This is a genomic window from Bdellovibrio sp. HAGR004, from assembly GCF_055397015.1.
Window position 1 is genome coordinate 2,343,587 of record NZ_AP029176.1, and the last position, 18,827, is coordinate 2,362,413.

The 18,827-nt window shown below is 48.5% G+C and carries 17 protein-coding genes and 1 tRNA gene; 6 read left to right on the forward strand and 12 right to left on the reverse strand.

Translation table 11 applies throughout. The features are described 5' to 3' along the window. Positions 1–63: 63 nt before the first annotated feature. The 4 genes from ACZ5ZV_RS11750 to ACZ5ZV_RS11765 form a co-directional block, all read right to left on the reverse strand. Positions 64–3,108 (reverse strand): hypothetical protein, encoded by a 3,045-nt coding sequence (locus ACZ5ZV_RS11750; protein WP_464117194.1) that lies wholly within the window; start codon positions 3,106–3,108, stop codon positions 64–66. Continuing rightward, entirely contained in the window at positions 3,098–4,531 is a 1,434-nt protein-coding gene (locus ACZ5ZV_RS11755; protein ID WP_464117195.1) for a transposase, read from the reverse strand. The genes ACZ5ZV_RS11750 and ACZ5ZV_RS11755 overlap by 11 nt, the downstream gene beginning before the upstream one ends. Before the next feature lie 168 nt (positions 4,532–4,699). Next, positions 4,700–5,440 (reverse strand): alpha/beta fold hydrolase, encoded by a 741-nt coding sequence (locus ACZ5ZV_RS11760; RefSeq protein ID WP_464117196.1) that lies wholly within the window; start codon positions 5,438–5,440, stop codon positions 4,700–4,702. After that, on the reverse strand, positions 5,427–6,443 hold the full coding sequence (locus ACZ5ZV_RS11765; protein ID WP_464117197.1) for a DUF2817 domain-containing protein: 1,017 nt from the start codon (positions 6,441–6,443) through the stop codon (positions 5,427–5,429). Before ACZ5ZV_RS11765 ends, ACZ5ZV_RS11760 begins: the two co-directional genes overlap by 14 nt. 131 nt (positions 6,444–6,574) lie before the next feature. On the opposite strand from ACZ5ZV_RS11765, the gene ACZ5ZV_RS11770 reads away from it, so the two are divergent. Then, positions 6,575–7,375 (forward strand): 2-oxoadipate dioxygenase/decarboxylase family protein, encoded by an 801-nt coding sequence (locus ACZ5ZV_RS11770; protein WP_464117198.1) that lies wholly within the window; start codon positions 6,575–6,577, stop codon positions 7,373–7,375. A gap of 33 nt (positions 7,376–7,408) precedes the next feature. On the opposite strand, the gene ACZ5ZV_RS11775 is transcribed toward ACZ5ZV_RS11770, so the two are convergent. Beyond that, positions 7,409–8,056, reverse strand: coding sequence for an HD-GYP domain-containing protein (locus ACZ5ZV_RS11775; protein ID WP_347359184.1), 648 nt, complete (start codon positions 8,054–8,056; stop codon positions 7,409–7,411). A 162-nt stretch (positions 8,057–8,218) separates the two neighbouring features. Between ACZ5ZV_RS11775 and ACZ5ZV_RS11780 the strand changes: the two genes are divergently transcribed. Next, the gene (locus ACZ5ZV_RS11780; protein ID WP_464117199.1) at positions 8,219–8,881 is read left to right on the forward strand and encodes a hypothetical protein; all 663 of its coding nucleotides are present in this window, start codon (positions 8,219–8,221) and stop codon (positions 8,879–8,881) included. 168 nt (positions 8,882–9,049) lie between these two features. Here the strand turns inward: ACZ5ZV_RS11780 and ACZ5ZV_RS11785 are convergent, their stop codons facing one another. Continuing rightward, complete coding sequence (locus ACZ5ZV_RS11785) at positions 9,050–9,421, reverse strand: hypothetical protein (protein WP_464117095.1); 372 nt, start codon at positions 9,419–9,421, stop codon at positions 9,050–9,052. A 44-nt stretch (positions 9,422–9,465) separates the two neighbouring features. On the opposite strand from ACZ5ZV_RS11785, the gene ACZ5ZV_RS11790 reads away from it, so the two are divergent. The 4 genes from ACZ5ZV_RS11790 (at position 9,466) to ACZ5ZV_RS11805 (ending at position 12,860) form a co-directional block, all read left to right on the forward strand. Continuing rightward, positions 9,466–10,797, forward strand: a complete 1,332-nt coding sequence (locus tag ACZ5ZV_RS11790; protein ID WP_464117094.1) for an ISL3 family transposase — start codon at positions 9,466–9,468, stop codon at positions 10,795–10,797. A 154-nt stretch (positions 10,798–10,951) separates the two neighbouring features. Further along, complete coding sequence (locus tag ACZ5ZV_RS11795) at positions 10,952–11,872, forward strand: M48 family metalloprotease (RefSeq protein WP_464117200.1); 921 nt, start codon at positions 10,952–10,954, stop codon at positions 11,870–11,872. A gap of 92 nt (positions 11,873–11,964) precedes the next feature. Next, positions 11,965–12,041 (forward strand) — tRNA-Pro (locus ACZ5ZV_RS11800). A gap of 315 nt (positions 12,042–12,356) precedes the next feature. Next, positions 12,357–12,860 (forward strand): hypothetical protein, encoded by a 504-nt coding sequence (locus tag ACZ5ZV_RS11805; RefSeq protein ID WP_464117201.1) that lies wholly within the window; start codon positions 12,357–12,359, stop codon positions 12,858–12,860. Between the two features lie 125 nt (positions 12,861–12,985). Here ACZ5ZV_RS11805 and ACZ5ZV_RS11810 read toward each other — a convergent pair whose 3' ends face one another. The 6 genes from ACZ5ZV_RS11810 to pheS form a co-directional block, all read right to left on the reverse strand. Beyond that, positions 12,986–13,831, reverse strand: a complete 846-nt coding sequence (locus ACZ5ZV_RS11810) for an IS3 family transposase (protein WP_464117088.1) — start codon at positions 13,829–13,831, stop codon at positions 12,986–12,988. Continuing rightward, positions 13,828–14,232 carry a transposase gene (locus ACZ5ZV_RS11815; protein WP_464117089.1) on the reverse strand — a complete coding sequence of 135 codons (405 nt, stop codon included), beginning with the start codon at positions 14,230–14,232 and terminating at the stop codon, positions 13,828–13,830. Before ACZ5ZV_RS11815 ends, ACZ5ZV_RS11810 begins: the two co-directional genes overlap by 4 nt. 110 nt (positions 14,233–14,342) lie before the next feature. Continuing rightward, positions 14,343–14,882, reverse strand: a complete 540-nt coding sequence (locus ACZ5ZV_RS11820) for a MerR family transcriptional regulator (protein WP_464117202.1) — start codon at positions 14,880–14,882, stop codon at positions 14,343–14,345. After that, positions 14,857–15,186 (reverse strand): integration host factor subunit alpha, encoded by a 330-nt coding sequence (locus tag ACZ5ZV_RS11825; protein ID WP_464121414.1) that lies wholly within the window; start codon positions 15,184–15,186, stop codon positions 14,857–14,859. The genes ACZ5ZV_RS11820 and ACZ5ZV_RS11825 overlap by 26 nt, the downstream gene beginning before the upstream one ends. 123 nt (positions 15,187–15,309) lie before the next feature. Continuing rightward, positions 15,310–17,751 carry a phenylalanine--tRNA ligase subunit beta gene (gene pheT / locus ACZ5ZV_RS11830; protein ID WP_464117203.1) on the reverse strand — a complete coding sequence of 814 codons (2,442 nt, stop codon included), beginning with the start codon at positions 17,749–17,751 and terminating at the stop codon, positions 15,310–15,312. Then, complete coding sequence (gene pheS, locus ACZ5ZV_RS11835) at positions 17,748–18,773, reverse strand: phenylalanine--tRNA ligase subunit alpha (RefSeq protein ID WP_464117204.1); 1,026 nt, start codon at positions 18,771–18,773, stop codon at positions 17,748–17,750. Before pheS ends, pheT begins: the two co-directional genes overlap by 4 nt. Positions 18,774–18,827 lie beyond the last annotated feature (54 nt).

Genomic DNA, 18,827 nt, shown 5'->3' on the forward strand with positions numbered 1-18,827 from the left:
CATTCAACAAAAAAGGCCCCGGTGAATCACCGGGGCCTTTTTTATTTCTATGACTATATTTTCTTACTGCTTCGGCTTGGGCATCACTTGAGACGACTTTGCCACTTCCTCAGCGATGTATCCCAGGATCTGAGCCAACTGCACACGGTCCGCCCACACATCCCATTTTTCCGGTTTGCCCTTCCACTTAAACATGAAACGGGCTTTTTCCGTCAACGTCGTTGGCGGCTTTCCATAGCGCAAGATGAAGGTGAACACATCCAACAGATCCTTTTCCTTTAACGTTCCACTGTCCAGAAGGTCTTTTGCCAGCTCTCTCAAAAGACCTTTGAACGCCGGGAAGGCATTGATCGCTTCCTGGGTTGAAATGATCGCGTCTTTGTTTCGGTCAAAGCGCGCAAAGATCATTTCCACATACTGAATCACGTGCGGAGTCAGGGCAATATCACCCATCATCGCCATATTCTGATCATTCGGAACATAGCCAGCCGCCATAAAGATGTTATTCATATAATAAGCCCACTCATCGGCGCTGGCCTTCTTCATGAAGGACACATACTCTGGCGTCGCTGACATAATATCAGCCATCACTGCTCTATAGGCTTTACGCACACAACTTAAATTCACTCGGCTGGAATCTGTCACAACCTCGCCGGGCTTAAAGCAGACTCTCACCAGCTCTTCACGCAGCTCAGAGTTGATGCTGACACCCGACCAGATCATACCGATCAGATCCGTGATTTCGGCCTGAGACGCCAAACTGTTGCCGTCTGAATGTGGCACAAAAATATTGGCTTCCCGGAAACGTGAGGAAGCAAAAGTCACGTTCTTAGGATCCAAAAGACCCATCTCAACAAAAATGGACTTGAGGCTGTTAAACCCACCTTCCACCTCTTGTAAAGTTGCTCCTTGATAAGTCTCAATTCGCTTTAAATCCGTTGCAAAAGACCGGATCAGCAGACGTGCCACAGCTCGGTTGCGATTCAGGTCCCGCAAACTCTTATGCGTATAAAGCTGCTCAAACTTGTTAGAGATAATGACAAAGCCCTTGTCGTTTGTCGTCATCGGCACGGGGCTGTCCACCGAAAGCAGCAACTCTTTCATCGCAGCCAGCAACGGACCATTGGACGCATCCAGAGCCCGGTTGGTGCGCTTCAGTTGATCCAGTAAATCCTTGCCACGAATGCCTTCGTCTTCTTTCCAGCCCTCGGCCATTTGTGCAAACATCAGTTCGGCATCAAGCCAGATCTGCATTTCCTGTCGTGCCACTTCCACCGAGGTCACAGTCAAAGCATTCGGCAACTGTCCTGAAATGCGCAGCTCGGGTGGATTCAGGATGTTGTTCAAAACCACTTTCACCAGCTGATCCGCCGACTGCTCGTTGATCGCTTTGGGGATCAGCTCTAAACGGATCATGTGTTTGACCAGCTTGTTCAGCTCGGCATGACTGAACTGATTTTCTTTTTTCACCAGCAACAGATCACGCAGGATGTTCAGACTTTGGTTGGCAAAGACGGACAGATAACTCAGAATGACCGGCTGTTGGAACGACTGCTCTTTCAGGAAGTAGTCGTAATACAGATAATCCGAATACGCACGCGCGGCAAAGCCCAGCAAAACACTCCAATTGGATTTGCGCAAAGAAGAATCATTCCCGCCAAGCACGATGTTTTTCGCATCTATGACCAGCGGCAGATAGGCTTTCACCTTCTCTGTCAGGCCGCGGCCTTCTTTCGGAGGATAAAGAAGTTCGATCTCTCGAACGATATTATTCAGGTCATTCAGGTCATAGGAGCCTTCGAACAAAACCCCGGCCTCACGCACGGTGGCTTCCAGAACGAACTGAGATTCCATGTAAAGCTTCTGTGACTCTTCCGGACCATACATTTCCGGATCCCACTCGCGTCCATAAATGGAATAATAAGGCATGAAACGCTCAATCAGCGTCTTGATACGACTGACTTTCAGACGGGCCGTTTCAAAGTCCGTGGTGGTCAGGGAATCCACACTGCCCCCGAAGAACAACTGCTTGATCTTCATGCCCTCAAAGACCAATCCGGTGGAGACTTTGAATTCCGGCCACACGACTTCCAGGGTTTTCAGAAGATCAAAAATCTCGTCCCGAGAAACCACACCTTCCGGCTTTTCTGCCACCAGATCCTGGAAGACAGACAATACGTCCTCAACCGTGCGCGCCAGATAGGAAAGACGATACCCCGTCCCCGTCTCGGGAACAGACTTGATAAAATAGTGATAACGCAAGAACTGCACGTATCCGCGGGCCCCCAGCAGACTGAAGCGGCGCCACTCATTGGGAGTGATGGAGTTTTCATCCCCGCCCGCAAGAGCCTTTTTCACTTTCCTGATGATCGGCATGTACTTGCTGATCACCTCCGGGAATTCCCAGGTTTCACCAAAGAGCTGGGACATTTCGCGCATCAAAACAACAAAGTCGGACAGATAATAACTTTGACCATTTTTTTCGATCAAAGAAGCCAGCGTGCGGGCCGCATCCTGAATTTCTTTATTGGCCTCTTCAAAGTAACGGACATCCCGCTGCATACTCGGGGTTTCAGAAACCTCCCAGCGCAAGGCGATGACCTTCATGTACGGATTCAGATTCACGGTGATTTCACGCAAGCTACGAATCAAGGAAATGGTTTTATCCAGCTCCGCGCGAGTCAGATAGTCCCGGCTGCCGCCCAGAAAGACCTGTTTCAGCTTCATGAATTCCACCTGCAAAGCCGGGGAAATCGTGATTTTTTCCTTCGGGTCCAGGAAGTTTCGCTCCAGGAAGGTCGCCAGTTCCTGAGAAGTATAGCGATCGGCATTGCGTCCACGCACATACCGTTTGAACTTTTCAACTGCACTGCCAATACAGTCCCAGGTGGTTTCAAGATCCCCGGTTTTGGCATCGCCGACAATGAAAGCTTTCACGACCGGCTTGGCGTCACTTAAACACTGCGTACCGCCGAACTCCTGAGCATCCGGCGGCGGAGGCTCTTCACCGACTTTTGAATCACAGGCCGCAAGCCCTGCTGTCAGACTCAAAAGCAAAAGGGCCTTTGTCAGACCCGATGATAAATTCGCTGAAATTTTAGAAAACATAAGTCATGCCCCCGTAGAACCGGTCGTTCGCACGGTATTGATTGAGGAAACCTGACGGGTCATGATTTTCATCCTGCACCCCCAGAACGTCGCCTCCAACGACCAAAGCCCACTTCTGACTTGGATAATAAAGGAACTCTGTATTAAGCAAAGATCCCCTCTGATCATAGTCATACAAATATTTAAAACGAGTCACAAAAGGACGACGGAAGAAGCTGGCAAGCTGTCCTTCCACGCGAACTGACAGCGCATTGGTGAACTTCAGACGTTCATCAAACATCGTAAAATCATCAGGCGTTCCGTCAGAAAGAATATCCTGAATTCCGCCACCTTCAATTTTCAGGTACTCCAACTGGAAGGCCAGCGTCTTGGTGAAAATATCGGACAAAGAAAAATCAAATGCCGCTGAATAGGCTTTGATGGGCATCAATTTCTGAATAGACCATTCCGGATCCGGACGTTTTTCCACCGGATCATCTTCCAGATATGACAGCGAAGCTTTCACGCGGCCCAAGGTATAACCGACATCCACGGATTTCAAAATATGATGAGTGACATCCGGAGACACCGTCACATCGACTTTTTCCTCGGAAGCGGCCTTAAAGTTCTTACGCTTTAAGATCAGCTCATTCACAGGCAGATAACCCCCGCTGAGCACAACCCAGGGACCCTTTTCCTTGTTTCCAAGTCGTCCCATCATCGCCGCCCCACCATTGTCAGCAAGTTTGGCAGCTTCGGGAATATCCAGTTTGTACTGAATGGTGTTGATGTTGTTATTGAAGTCGTAATTGCGTGACGGGGCACGATACCAACGGCTGTCTGAAACAAGACCGCCGCCCTCTTCGCGGATGTCCGGCCCCATGCTGGGGATGAACACCGGAGTCGCCATGCCGACAATTTCCCAGCCACTGGTGTTATAGTCAGCAAAGAAACCCGTCAGGCCCTGCTCTTCCGGACGAAGAGCATCAATGGCAAACTTCGGCTGCCACAGACCCAACTGCCAACGGCGATCCATCTCACTCCAGTCCTTCTTTTTACGACCGGCAAAGACACGGAAGTTTTGCCCCTTGGAGGCGATGTAAGCCTCCGAGACGACGATATGCGACTGTCCGCGGCTGAAGAAGGTCCCACCCGAAAAGTCGCCGGCAAAATCAGCCCAGGAGGTTTCTTTAAGTCCGGTCAGACGCGCCGATAGAAGCTGACTGTAAGTCAACTGAGGCGCCTCCGGTATCACCGACATGTACTGCATGCCTTCCATACGGATCTGACCATAAACTGTTGCTGGTTTTGACTTGGACGATGGGGCTTGGATAGAGCTCACCCCTGCGGCTTGAGGTAATTTCAAGCTCGTGGATTGGGCCATGGCCTTAGGGGCTGCCGCGGTACTTAAAAATGCCGCCGCAATATAGGTCCTTACTCTCACATTCGCCTCTAGATAAAAGTCTAGGGGATAGAAAATAAGAAAAGCCCTCTGGAGTCAACGGAACCACGCGTTGATGTGTCTCAAATCAAATATAGAGGACTTGGTGGTAAAAAAAACCCGATATGTTTGAAAAATCTACCCCGAAAAAGACCCCATAAAAAAGGTCTTTTAGAGCAACTGCTCCAGCAGCCATTGCGGGTCGTCAACCGGCACATCATGCCCGGCCCAGGGGTGCATCTGCGCCGTGAGGCCCCACTGTTCAGCAATTTTAAGGGTGCACTTGGCTGACACCAGGCGATCCCCGTGACTTCCCAACAATTTCACCTCTCCGGGAGGCTGTGCGGGAAAGCGGTACTGCGAAGCCGCCAGCAACTGACGAAACACGTTGGTCGGATTCATCGGATACTTTCTGGAGTACTCAATCATCGCAGGCAGTTCCGCCTCGCGACGTTCCTGATTGTTCACGATCATGCCCAACACGGTTTTTTCCCACAGTTCCGCATCCTCCAGTTTTCCCAGAAGCTTCAGACCCTGCGGCACATTGGCCAGATAGAAACGATGATAAAACGGCGACAGCCCCGCGGAACTGGTGCAGGTCAAGAATGCTCTTTTTACTTCATGCGGATATTCCCGCATCCACTCCACCGTGATCATGGATCCTAAAGACACAGAAAGGATTTGAAAGGGCTGGCCATTTTTGACATAGCTGCAACGCGAACGCAGATCCTTCACATAGTCCGCAATTCGTAGGGGGCTGCTTTCCAAGTGGCGCGAACCATTGCCCGGCAAATCCAGAAACTCAAAACGATCTTCCGGGAAGTGTTTCTGAATGGTCTCTGCGAACGAACCCCAATGCCCCACACCACGCGCAAGACCGCGCAATAAAAGCCAGTTTCTACCGTTCGCCATACCAAAGCTCCTTTGCTTTCTGTTCAAGTTGCTGCACCTTGTGCGGCTCGTTTCCGACCCAAGCCTGAGGCGAACTCAAGGCCCGAATCAAAAACTCCATCAGAGTGTTGTGCCGACGCAGAGTCCGTTTGTGACGATGCCCTTTCAGAGGATTAAACGGCCCCTCGGCGCTGAATATCTGCCACGGATTTTTTTTCACCCACAGCCAGGACCCCATCTCCAGACACAGTGGAACATAGATCTGCCCCTGTGTCCGGCCCGAATGGTTGTCATAGAGGTAATCCCACAAATCTCCATGAGTTGTGTAGTTCTGCGCCTGAGGCTCGACCCGATAAAAGTGATGCGGATAAGTGCGATCCAAAAGCTCTTTCAGCGCATAACACAGGTGCAGATCCGGATACGGCTTCACCGTCTTGGCATAGGGGAACCACAAACGATCCTGCAAACCAAAACCAGAGTGCAAATCCAAAGTGATCGCAAGGGGGCTTTGCGCGATTTCTTTTTGAACGGTATCCACCAAAGCCTGGGCCTCCAGCTGCATCGGCGCCCCCAGCTTTCCCCGGTACCAGGGCAGCTTGTTGCTGAAGCGATGTCCCCCAAGAAGAAACTGGGGATTGTCCGCCTCCACAGGCGCATTGCGCATCAGATCCACGCCGTTGGGATTGCAGCGGGTCTTACGCTGAATACCGACAGGATTGACTGTGGGAATAAAGAAAATACGAATATTCTGCAACGTCTGCTGAAGAGTCACATCCCACTGGGCCAGTTCCGCCAAAGAATTCATCAATGCGACACACACCTGGGCGCCGATGCGCTCCAACCCATGCACCCCGCCGACAAAACCCAATACCGGCGCTTGGGGATCCTGACTGCCAAAACTGACTTTGTAGATGGGAAAGCGCAGATCCTCGTGCTCACTGTAAGCCAGCACTTCCGCCCTCCCGGTGGAGCCCAAAGCTTCGATCTTTTTTTCAATTTGTTGGATCTCAGGCAACGTTGTCATTTTTACTCCACAGGAACCCTATTCTTAGTGATAATCTTCCGGCCTCCAACGCTTAACGCTCGCAGCCATTGAAGGGGCGTTGCGCCTCTTTGCCAAGCGGAGTAGTCTTCACGCATACAGGAGAGAAAATTATGATGACTCTGGACACCCTATTGCAAAAAATGTGGGTTGATTATTGTGAACTAAACCCTGCTGCCAAACGCATTTATGACATCTTCACCGCTGAGGGTGAAACTGTGCTGAATGACCACATCGCTCTGCGCACCTTCAACCATCCCCGCCTGGGCATTGAATCCCTGGCAAAGCACTTCAAAAAACTTGGTTATGTTGAAAAGGGTGAATACACGTTCGTGGAAAAGAAGCTTTATGCCAAACACTACGAACACCCCAACATGGACAATCCCAAAATCTTCATCAGTGAGCTGGAACTGGAAAAGGTGTCCCCATTCGTGCGCGAAACCGTGAACAAACTGGTGGATCAGGTTCCGGACTCTTTGATCGAAAGCGAGGCCTTCGCAATGGCCGGTCGCCCATGGAAAATCACCTGGGATGTCTACGCTGCACTGGCAAAGGAAAGTGAATACGCCAGCTGGGTGGCCGCCTATGGTTTCCGTCCCAACCACTTCACCGTCAATATCAACAAACTAAAAAAGTTCAATGACATCAAAGTGCTCAACCAATTCGTTCAGGAAAAAGGTTACACTCTGAACAAATCCGGCGGCGAAATCAAAGGAACACCCGAGGACTTCCTGGAGCAAAGCTCCACCATGGCCTCTGAAATTCCAGTGAAATTTGACGATGGCAGCACTCACAACATCCCGGGATGTTATTATGAGTTCGCCAAACGTTATCCACTGGCCAATGGCCAATTGTATCAGGGCTTTGTCGCCAAATCCGCTGACAAGATTTTTGAAAGCACGAACAGACAATAGAAAGAAAAATGCCCTCTGATCGAGGGCATTTTTTTAAGCGATTTTTTTAATCAGATACTGAAGTGTGTCCTGGTCCGGCGCCTGATCTTTCCAGTGCCCGTGGGCTTGCAAAAAGATTTTCACCAGTTGCGGATCAAACTGAGTGCCCGAGCAGCGCTTAAGCTCCTCATACACCACTTCCATCGGCAGACCTTTGCGGTAAGCTCTGGTTTCAGACATCGCATCACACGTGTCCACGACCAGAATGATCCGCGCAATCAGCGGAATCTCATCCCCGTTTTTCTTATCCGGATACCCACGTCCATCGACACGTTCGTGATGACCACGAATCCCCGGCAGTATCTCTGCAAAGAAATCGTGCTGTGCCAGAGGCTTGATGATCTCTTCACTCAAAACCGGGTGGCACTTCATCAATTCGTACTCTTGATCCGTCAATTTGCCCGGCTTGGCGATGATTTCCTGAGGAACCCCAATCTTGCCAATATCATGGAAAAGACCTGCAAACTCCGCCAGTTTTTGTTGATACTCATTCAGGCCGGCATCACGTGCCAGCTTGCGGGACATCTCACCCACGCGGCAGCAATGCGCGTACGTCAACGGGTCCACAATCTTCAAAGACTGCATCAATGCTTGAGCCGCATCATAGGCCCAAGTCGGAATGTTTCCCCAGGAAGAAGACATGGCACTCCCTTTGTTCCCCTGTTACAGTTTCTAATTCGGCCGAAACACAGGAATACTTAAACATAAGGAATGTTAGGGTCTCATCCTGAGACAACTTCTCGTTGACAGCCCCAGCGCGGATTGAAAGACTTTAGTCTGATACATCATCTTGGAAAGGATAACATGAAAAAGCTCTTCATTCTGTGTGCCCTATTGGCCTTTTCATCTTCGGCCTTCGCCCAAAAAATCAAAGTTCGTAAAGTCAAAGGCAGCCAGGCTATAATTGATTTTTCTGGCGGCAGTCTGGCGCCAGGCCAAGTCTATGAGCTGGCGCCGGATGAATTTGGCGACACGACCATGAGCCAGTCCATGCGCAAATATCTGGTCTCCGTCAGCTTCAGCCTGATGAACACCAAGTCCGATGCCGCTGGATCTTCCAATGAAACAGATCTTTCCATCTCCGGACGCTTTGGCTGGAACTTCGCTTCCTATGAAGTGGGTCCTTTGGGCTCTTATGCCTCTGATGCCACTGGCAGTGTGACTGCGACCACTCTGTCCCTGGGAGGCTGGGCGGATTATAACATGATCTCCAACACTCCAGGCGAAATCTTCATCTACGGCTTGGGAGGCATGGGATCTTTTGGTCAGTATGACAACGGATCCGGCGCCAAGAGTGATCTGATGACCGTGTTTGCCGGGCCTTTTGTAAAATGGTTCCCGACAGGCAGCAACGTCGGCTTCCGCATGGATGGCGGCTACATCTATCAGAAGAAATCCGGCGGAGTGGGCTCTGACATCACGGTGACCGGACTTTCCCTGCAAGCCGGCTTGATCGGTTATTTCTAAGCATCTAAGAACTGACCAGGGTTCTGCAAGACTCCCTGGTCTCTGGCTCCCCGTTTTAAATGGGGGTGAGAGGCTAGCAACTCAGATCTTCGATTTGAGCAAGTAATTCTGACCTTTGTTTTTCGAAGATTCGATCCTCGGCCTTGATTGCCGGGACGCTTAAATCTTTTAAAAACTACCAAGCGCCTCAAGTCTTTTCATCCAGTCTCTTTGAGTGAGGCCTCTTGTGTGGGACAACTTTGTAAGAGGATGCGCTAATTCACTTATCTTATTGATAATTTCTTTTGATTTTTTTGAGTTAAAAATATCCCAGTAAATATCTTTTTTCCCATTAAAAACTAGGGCCGCATCTGGATCTTCTTGCTTGCCCAAATAAGCTGCGATCTCTAAGTAGTCAAAATCTCTTTCCTGAAGCAATTCTTTGATTTCTTCGGCCTCGGCATCACTAATATTCAGTAATGGCCGCATACGATTTAAAAACTCCACTCGATCGGCAAGCTCCCATACGGTGCGCTGTGTTGTTTCAAGTTCAAAGTTCATTGATAAAATCTCCCTAAAATTTTTACTAATGGAGGCTTCCAAGGATGGACTGCTCTGATCTCATCATTGATTCCATAGGTCTGCAAGACGTTGTACTGCAGTCTTTCAAAACTGACAAATCAACTCTAACATGTGAATTATGGGTGCAGCAAAAAAAAGATACTTGTGTTTGTGAGAGCTGTGGATTTTCTTTAAAAAATGTCAAAGACTACAGAATACGCAAACTAAAAGCTCCCCCTCTGGGGGCTTATAAAGAAGTGATAGTTCACTATCGTAGATTACGCGCTGTTTGCGACATGTGTTCAGGGCAACTTCGAATGTCTCCTATGAAGGGAGTTCACCCTCAATTCTCAAACATGACTTTGGCTATGGCTGAGGTTGCTGGTCTTCTCATGGAAGAGCTTACCTGCGAAGCTACAAGTCGCTATTTCCGCACGAATTCCAAAACCATGTGGGATCTGGATCAGTGGAGAATGAGGCACATGAAGAAATTCTACAAACTCCCTGATGATCTCAACGTCAGTCACATGAGTGCCGACGAAGTACACTTTAGAACTATAGTAAATACTCAAAGGAATAGCCCCTTTTCTGAGCGCTGGACCACTCAATATATAACCAGCCTTGTCTGCTCTAAGCTCTCAAAAGTCATTGCAACAGCTGGCGGACGAGATGCTATGGCTCTAGCAAATTGCCTCAAGACTTTATCTAAGAAAACTCGGGACCAAATTATATATTTTGCCTTAGATATGAATGCTGGATATTTCAGAGCTGTTTCCAAGCTATGTCCTAATGCAGAGATTGCTGTGGATAGATTTCATTTAGTTCAGAACCTTAATGAAACATTTAATACTCTCCGCAAAGACGAGTTTAGACTGGCAAAAAAAAGAAATGACAGCTTTCAAGCCGGGATGCTCGAAGGGGGGCGCAGATTTATCCTCATGGAACGCAATCCCAACTTGTCCATCGAAGAACAAAACCTTCTTGGGAAATTAAAAATGCTCAATACAAACATCAATGCGGGAATGTTGATCGTTGATTATTTCCATAAAGTTCTGGATGAAAAAACACTTCCAAACTTCCGAAAATCTCTGGCGCAATGGTACTACTTGGTTCGAGAATCAGGTATCAAAGTGTTCAAACAATTTGCTCAGAAGATTCGAAAATACAGGCTTAATATTCAGGCATATATTAAATCTAACCTGACCACTGCCATCTCAGAGGGCATCAATAATAAAATCAAAGTTCTAAAGAGAATGGGGTATGGATACAGCAACCAAGAATCTTTTGAACTCAAAATATTGCAACGCTGTGGGCTTCTTAACTCGTCTCATATTGATACGACTGGATGGCATTGGCATATCCCCCACCCCCAGTAAAAACGGAGAGGCCCCACGCAATGGCAGCACTAAATAGGCACTGTCAACTTTTTAGGCAGCCAAGGCCCCACGAAAACGATTGCAGGGCTTTTGGGCGTGGCACATTTCTTCCTATACCCACGTCGGAACCCCTGCTGGTAACTCTGGAGACCTGATGAAGCTGCGCCACTATATTCTAAGTCTGTTGACCCTGACCGCTCTTTCAGCACAAGCTCAGGACACGTCCCCCTGCCCTCTGCCAGCGTCAGGGCCCGTACAAAAGTTGATCTTTGTGGCAAACCCCACACCCGCGGCCTGCCAGTTGGCGCAGGACCTTGCCGACACCCTTGGCAGCGTCAGTCGAACTTTTCAGATGTCCCCGAAGGTCACCTTGGTCATTGGTGAGCAGGCTGGTAACGCCAGTTTCGATAATGGTCATATCATTCGCATCCCCCAAAGATTGCTCTTTGCTGATTCCTTGGGAAATCAGTATCAAGCCAACACGGACCAGCTAAAGGCCGTCGTGGTCCACGAATATGGACACGCCATTTTAAAGGAAATCTGGGCCCAGGACTTCCGCGAAGAGTTCGGGGAACTTTTCGCCAACCTAGAGGAAATTTCCGAACTTGCTGAAACCAATCTAGAACTGAAAATTTCATCCCGCGCTGTTCGTCAGATGTCCTCCCAACTCGCAAACTCGGATGCCTATGGACTGTACTTTAGAACTCTACCGGCTTATTCAGAGCTCTACGCTGATGCATTGGCTGTTCTGTTCTTTAACGATCCTTCGGCAATGTACAAGGCCCTGCATTATCCCCAGATCCCACCAAGCAAAGAGGTCTTCGTCGGCCCACGGGACTTTGCAAAAGACCATTCAGCTGACGATCTGCATGCACATCCCGACGAGCATACGAAACTTTCATTGGTGCGCTCTGTTATCGGAAAACACATGAGCTCGGATATAGAGCAAAAAAGACTTCTTCTCAAACGACTGGAACGAGCCATCACCCTTTCAATCCGTGAGGAGCTGGATTCAGAAATGCCCTCTTCCCTAGAGGAAGCAAACGCACGCTTACTGGGGCACTTTTTAAAATAAAAAGCTAACGAACACAGCGTAAAAAAGAACTTAAAAGTTGATCCTTCTTGCGGGCCTCGCTAGCATAAAAGTGTCTTTTTCCCAAAGACCGTCTGCGCGTGGCTCAGCTTGGTAGAGCACTTGCTTGGGGTGCAAGAGGTCGCTGGTTCAAATCCAGTCGCGCAGACCACTCTCCCCTCTTTGATCCCCCCATTTTTACCGACAACGATCTGAAAATTTCGAGGCCACGGCCCTTGAAAAGTCCACGCTTTCATCATCAATTGTCCGCTGTAAACAGATTCCAAAATTTGCAACATTGTCAATGTGCGGTTTTAACTCTGTCAGAAATCAGAATTTTCAATGAAAAGAGCTGATTTCTTATGTCGGTTGCCAATTACAGTTTTGTATTTAGACCACTCCATCGGCTTCTCTGTAGCTTTCTCGAGTGTTGACACGCAATCACGCATGTCACCTGAACAAACAACAACCCGATGAAGGAGTTCTTATGAAAAATCTTTTTGTTTCCCTGGCAACACTTTTGGTTTCCGCCAGTGCCTTTGCTGTTCACGCCAACAGCTCCTGGTCACAAATTTTTGCCGATCGTGACGCCGTCGTGACCCACGGCTATCGCCTGCCGGGTATCAAACTGGACAATGCCTGCATGACCGAAACCGAAGTCCGTGCGATTCAACCTACCAGAGAATGCGCCGAGCTTGTCCCCCGAACCATTCGTGGCCCTGGCGGCGACGGCCCGGGTGACATCACCGAGTGGGTTTGTGCCCGCTATGAAACAAAAATCGTTTCTGTGCCCCGCACTTACGAAGAGCCGGTGTGCCTGGAACTCAGAGGCCGTGGCGACGAGTCCCACGAATGTGTTAAGTTCGGTACTCGTGACGTGACAGTGCCTCAAACTATCGACACTCAAGTGTTTGTAACACGCGGTGAATCCGATCAGTCCTTCTGGAAGAGATTCACCTTCCCAACTTGCCCTGAAGTGTACCCTCACTAAACCTCAAAGAGCCCTGTGACCGTCACGGGGCTCTTCTAAAAGGATGCAGGCAGTTTGTTTCTGAAACAAAAAAGGCCTCTTATGATCTGTACCCCAAAAAGTGGACAGATAAATAAAAGGGTCCTCTAAGTGAAACCTCGGCATTCTGCCGGGGTTTTTCCTTTTAAGCCCCATTGGGGACGTTCGTTATTGTAGTAGTTAATATAACGGTCTATCTCTGCTACCAATTCCTCAAACGTATGGCAACTTTGAAGATCCACTTCATCTTTTAAATGACCAAAAAAACTTTCTATAGGCGCATTGTCCAGGCAGTTGCCTTTTCTGGACATGGACTGGGTGACACCCCACTTAGACAAAAGATCTCGATACGTCTTGGATGTATAGTGACACCCTTGGTCCGAATGCATGATCAAACTCTCTGGCTTTCGGCTGAATAGGTCTTCCAGGCCTCGAATCGCAACGTGTAGTCCAGCTCCAGGAGAAACCGTATAGTGGACGATATCTTTCACTGCCAAGTCTTTTACGGCTGACAGATAAGCCCTGTTTCCTTTGCCATAGTCTAAGTAGGTAATGTCTGTTGAATAAACTGTGTCTTTCTTTTCAACATTAAATTGCCTGCTTAGGATGTTCGGACTTACCCGGTGTTCCTCACCTGATGCCCAGCCTTGCTTGTACTTATTCTTACGTCGGATAGTCGCCTGAAGGCCGTACTTCTTCATTAACCGTCTAATTTTCTTCAGGTTCATGTTGATCCAGAAGTGGCGTTGCAAAAGCATCTTTATTGTCCTAGCGCCGGCTTTACCCCTTCTATACGCAAAAATGATTTGCACCCATTCCGCGTCTGTTGTGATGACCTGGGGAGATGCTCTTTGGGCAAACCAGTAGTAATAGCCACTGGTACTGACTTGAGCCTGAGCGCACAGCCTGCTGAGACATAGATCAGGCCGATGATTGACCGCCTTGCTAATCAACGCGAACTTTTCTTGTTTGCGTATTTTGCCTCCAAGGCGCGGAGCTTTTTTAGGAAGTCGTTCTCCGCGCGAAGATAAGCGATTTCATCTTCTGCTGATTTAAGCTTTTTTCCCTTGGGTCGACCTGTAGACTTAGAACCTCGGCGGTCTTTCTTTAATCCACCTTCTTGGGTAGACATCTTTTCCCAACGCTGAAGGCACTTCTTGGCATAATCCACACCAAATAAGGATAGGTTAATACCAGCATCTTTAAAAATTTGACTAGGAGTTTGTCCCTCTTCCCGAAGCCTTAAGGCCCTAACCTTAAATTCGGGGGTATAGGCAACATTGGACTGCGTTACCTTTAGAACATTCGGATTCTTCTCAAGATCTCGGCGATCTCTTTCGGACAGTGAGCCCATGATCTGCTTCCTTTTTATACGAAAATACCCCAAAAATGGGACAGGGTCTTTTATTTTCCTGTCCGAAATTTGGGGTACAGATCACTTACGAGGCCTTTTTCTTATTTTATCTATTTAAACAGCTGACGAAGTTTGCGGATGTCCAGGATCAACTCTTCCACTGTTTCGTTGATCCCCTCAAGCTTATGATACACTTGAGTCATGTCTTTTTCTTTCTTCACGTGAGCTTTCAATTCTTTCATCGCATTTCTTGCGCCTTCAATCGAGAAACGATCGCGGTGCAAAAGCTTACGAATCAGAAGCGCGTTTTCCACGTCTTTACGAGTGTACATACGCTGATTATTGGAGGCTTTCTTAGGACGAAGAACTTCAAACTCGGTTTCCCAATAGCGCAAAACATACTGTTTGATGCCCAGGATTTCAGCCACGTCGCCGATTTTGAATCCCATTTTGTCCGGGATGGAATTGATTTCCTCCAACAGCTTTTCATCACACAACATGGCCGGAATCGAAATCGGCGCTGACGCTGTCAAAGGAACGGATTCTTTTTCCGCCTCTTCGATAAAGTCTATGTGATGATCCCCAAGAGAAAGCTCGGAGCTTTCCATCTCGAGGTCCGAAGGATTACTCATGGTCGTCGTAGTCATCATCGTCCTCATCTTTTAAGTGAGCGTACTCTTCACCGTTCAGCATCGCCTTCAAAACTTGAGACGGACGGAAGGTAAGAACACGGCGTGCAGAGATCTTGATTTGCTCCCCTGTCTGAGGGTTGCGCCCAATACGCTCGTTTTTGCCGCGAACAACGAAATTACCAAAACCAGAAATCTTAACTTTTTCACCCTCTTGCAGAACAGTCTTCAAGGTATTAAAAACAAGTTCCACAAGTTCAGAAGCTTCTTTCTTGGAAAAACCAATCTTCTGATAAACGTTCTCGACGATATCGGCCTTAGTCACAGTTGATTTACCTAAGTTTTGGCCTGCCATAGTGTCATTCACTCCATCGCTATTCCGCCAAAGCCAAGGCTTTAACGGATTCTTTCCTAAAATCGTAACAACTAACTGAAAACAATCAAGAATTTATCTCACAGAAAGATCAAAATTCTTCTTTAAACTCTCTAGAACCTTATTTGTAACCTCTGTGATCTGCGCTTCCTGCAGTGTGGCATTTTTATCCTGCAGCCACAAACGGATCGCCACGGATTTCTTCCCGGCTTCCATTTTATCGCCTTCGTACAAATCAAAGACGTCCACATTCAACAACAAACCACCCGCCGCTTTGCGGATGTCCTTCATCACGTCACCGACCTTCAAGGTCTTTGGCATCACGAAGGCAAAGTCACGTTCAACTACCGGGAACTTGGAAATGCTTTGGATACGATAAGGACGAGGTTGTCCTTTGTACAACTGATCCAAATCAAGCTCTGCCAACGCCCCTGGCACACGGATTTTGTTATCATCTAAAAGAATCGGATGAAGAGTTCCGATAAAGCCGACCTTCTTACCTTCCACCAACAACTGGGCAAACTGCCCTTGGTGCAAGAACTCGGGAACTTCGGATTTGTTAGCCGGGGTCACCCAAGTGTAAGAGGAAATATTCAAAGACTTCAGAAGAACTTCAACTGCCGCTTTAAGTTCGTAAACAACCGGATAATCCAAAGATTTGTTCCAAAGGTTGCTTGCACGCCCCCAAATCGCCATGCCCAGACGGGAACCTTCAACAAAAGATCCATCTTCTTTTACATGGAAGGCGCTGCCGATTTCAAACAGGCGGCCATTCATGTTTCCAGAGTAGAAGTTGTGGTTGAGGTTTTTAAACAAGCCGTAACTTAATACGGATCTCATCACATCCAGTTCCTCGTTCAAAGGATTCAACAGACGGATTTCTTTTTCAGTCACAGAAAGCCCTGCCACCTTCAAACATTCCAGGTTCCCCATGAAGGCTTTTTGACCTTTTGAACCCACAAACGCAAAGTTCACTGCCTGCTGGAAACCTTCCGCACGCATCAACTCGCTGGTTGTACGGTTCAGCATAAAGACCTTGTCATGGAAGGACGGCGCCGTTGCAAATTTCGGCAAAGATTCAGGGATATGCTCATAGCCGTTCAGACGCGCATATTCCTCGACCAGATCCATGTCCTGCTCGATATCAAAGCGGAATGTCGGCGGAAGAACTGTGAACACATCACCCTTCTTATCCACCTGACAGCCCAGACGCTTCATGAAATCCACGAACTTGTATTCTTCCGCCTCGTAACCCAAACGATCCGTCACTGTTTGCAGAGTGATCGTCACCGGGTCCTTTTTCACTGGATTTGGATAGAAGTCATGATTTTCACCATAAACTTCCCCGCCCGCCACTTCAGCGATCAAAGCCGCCGCACGGTTCAAACCGCGCAAAGTTCCGTCTGGGTCCACCCCGCGAGAGAATCTGTAGGAAGAGTCCGTATCAATACCATGCGAACGAGATGTCTTACGCGCACTCATTGGCAGGAAGTAAGCTGCCTCCAGGAACACGTCCGTGGTTGCATCAGAAACGCCGGAGTTTTTACCACCCACAACACCTGCCAAACACACCGGGTGATTGGCATCACGGATTGTCAATTCGTCTCCAGTCAACGTGATCTCAGTGCCATCCAAAGTGATGAATTTTTCACCCTTGGTCGCACGGTCCACGATCACTTTCTTGCCACCGATGAAAGCCGCATCAAAGGCATGCAAAGGCTGCCCCAGTTCCATCATCACATAGTTCGTCACATCGACGATATTGTTGATGGAATTCATGCCCACACTTTCAAGACGCTGCTTCAACCAAGCCGGGCTCGGTCCAACTTTGACACCTTTTATGAATCTGCCAGTATAGCGTGGGCACAGATCAAAGGCTTTTACATCCAAGGCGATTTCAGATTTCGTCGATTTGCCAGAGACTGCCACGTCGGATTTCGGAGCTTTCAACTCTTTACCAAACAACGTGGACACTTCACGAGCCAAACCGAAGTGAGACAGACAGTCCGCGCGGTTCGCTGTCACTTTCAATTCGAAAGTCACATCATCATAACCACCGTACTCGGCATAGGACTTACCTACCGGCGCATCTGCTGGAAGAATCGCAATACCTTCCGATTCCGTCGCAAGTCCCAGCTCTTTCAAAGAGCACAGCATCCCTGCGGAATCCACACCGCGAACAGCGGATTTTTTAATCGCAAAATTGCCCGGCAAGACAGCCCCCGGCAAAGCTACGATCACACGGTCGCCAGCTTTGTGGTTCTGTGCCCCGCACACGATCTGATGAACAATGCCTTCACCGGTGGAAACACGGCACAAGGACAGCTTGTCAGCATTGGGGTGTTTGTCTTTTTCCAAAATGTGACCAATCACCACGTGATTGAAGTCTTTGGCGCGGTTGGTGATTTCTTCAACCTCAAGCCCACCGCGAGTCAACGCTTCCGCCAGAACTTCTGGCTTTTGGAAGAATTCGGTCACATCAACATAATCTTGGAGCCATTTTAAACTGATCTTCATTTTACAAACTGCCTTAAGAATCTAACGTCATTTTCAGGGAACAAACGGATGTCTTCGATGCCGTACTTGATGATGGCCATACGCTCTACACCAAAACCGAACGCGAAGCCCTGCCATTTAGGATATTCAATTTTTGCAGCCTGGAACACTTTCGGATTCACAAGACCGCAACCACCGATTTCAATCCAACCGCTGTGCTTGCACAGGCTGCAACCTTTGCCTTTACAAATCGGGCAAGAGCAATCCACTTCCGCAGAAGGTTCGGTGAACGGGAAATAGCTTGGACGGAAGCGGGTTTTCAGACCCGGCCCAAAGAACTCACGAACAAAGAAACTGATCGTGCCCTTCAGGTCCGCCATAGAGATTTTTTCATCCACACACAACGCCTCAATTTGATGGAAGTTAGGCAGGTGTGAAATATCACTGTCACAGCGGAACACGGGTCCGGTTCCGATCACACGCAAGGGAAGCTCTTCAGTTTCCAAAGAGTGGATTTGAATGGGTGATGTGTGTGTTCTTAAAACATGCGTTTTGTCGACGAAGAACGTGTCAGCCATATCGCGAGCCGGATGGTCCGCCGGGATATTCAGAGCTTCAAAGTTATAATAATCTTTTTCGATCATCGGCCCGGTGCGCACGCTGTAACCTAGGCGTGACATCACTGTGAAGATTTCCTCCACTACGATATTCACCGGGTGTGCGCTGCCCTTGGGCTGCGTGAAGGACGGCAAGGTCATATCGATCTCTTCTGCCACCATTTTGGCAGAGATCTCTTTGCGCTTCAGACCCTCTTCGGCCTCGGTGTAGGCCGCCTCAAGAAGCTGCTTCACTTCATTTACCTTTTTACCAAAAAGAGGCTTTTCCTCTTTCGGCAAAGTGGCCATTTCTTTCATGATCTCGGTCAGGGACCCGCTTTTACCCAGGTACTGAACTTTCAGATCATAGAGGTCTTTGGAGCTGGAAGCCGCTTTAAAGGCCACCAGAGCTGTATCTTTGATAGAATCAAGTTTGGTCGTCGACATAGGTCTTCAATATCCTCCCAGAGACCCCTATTTTCAAGGATTTAGCTTTTACAC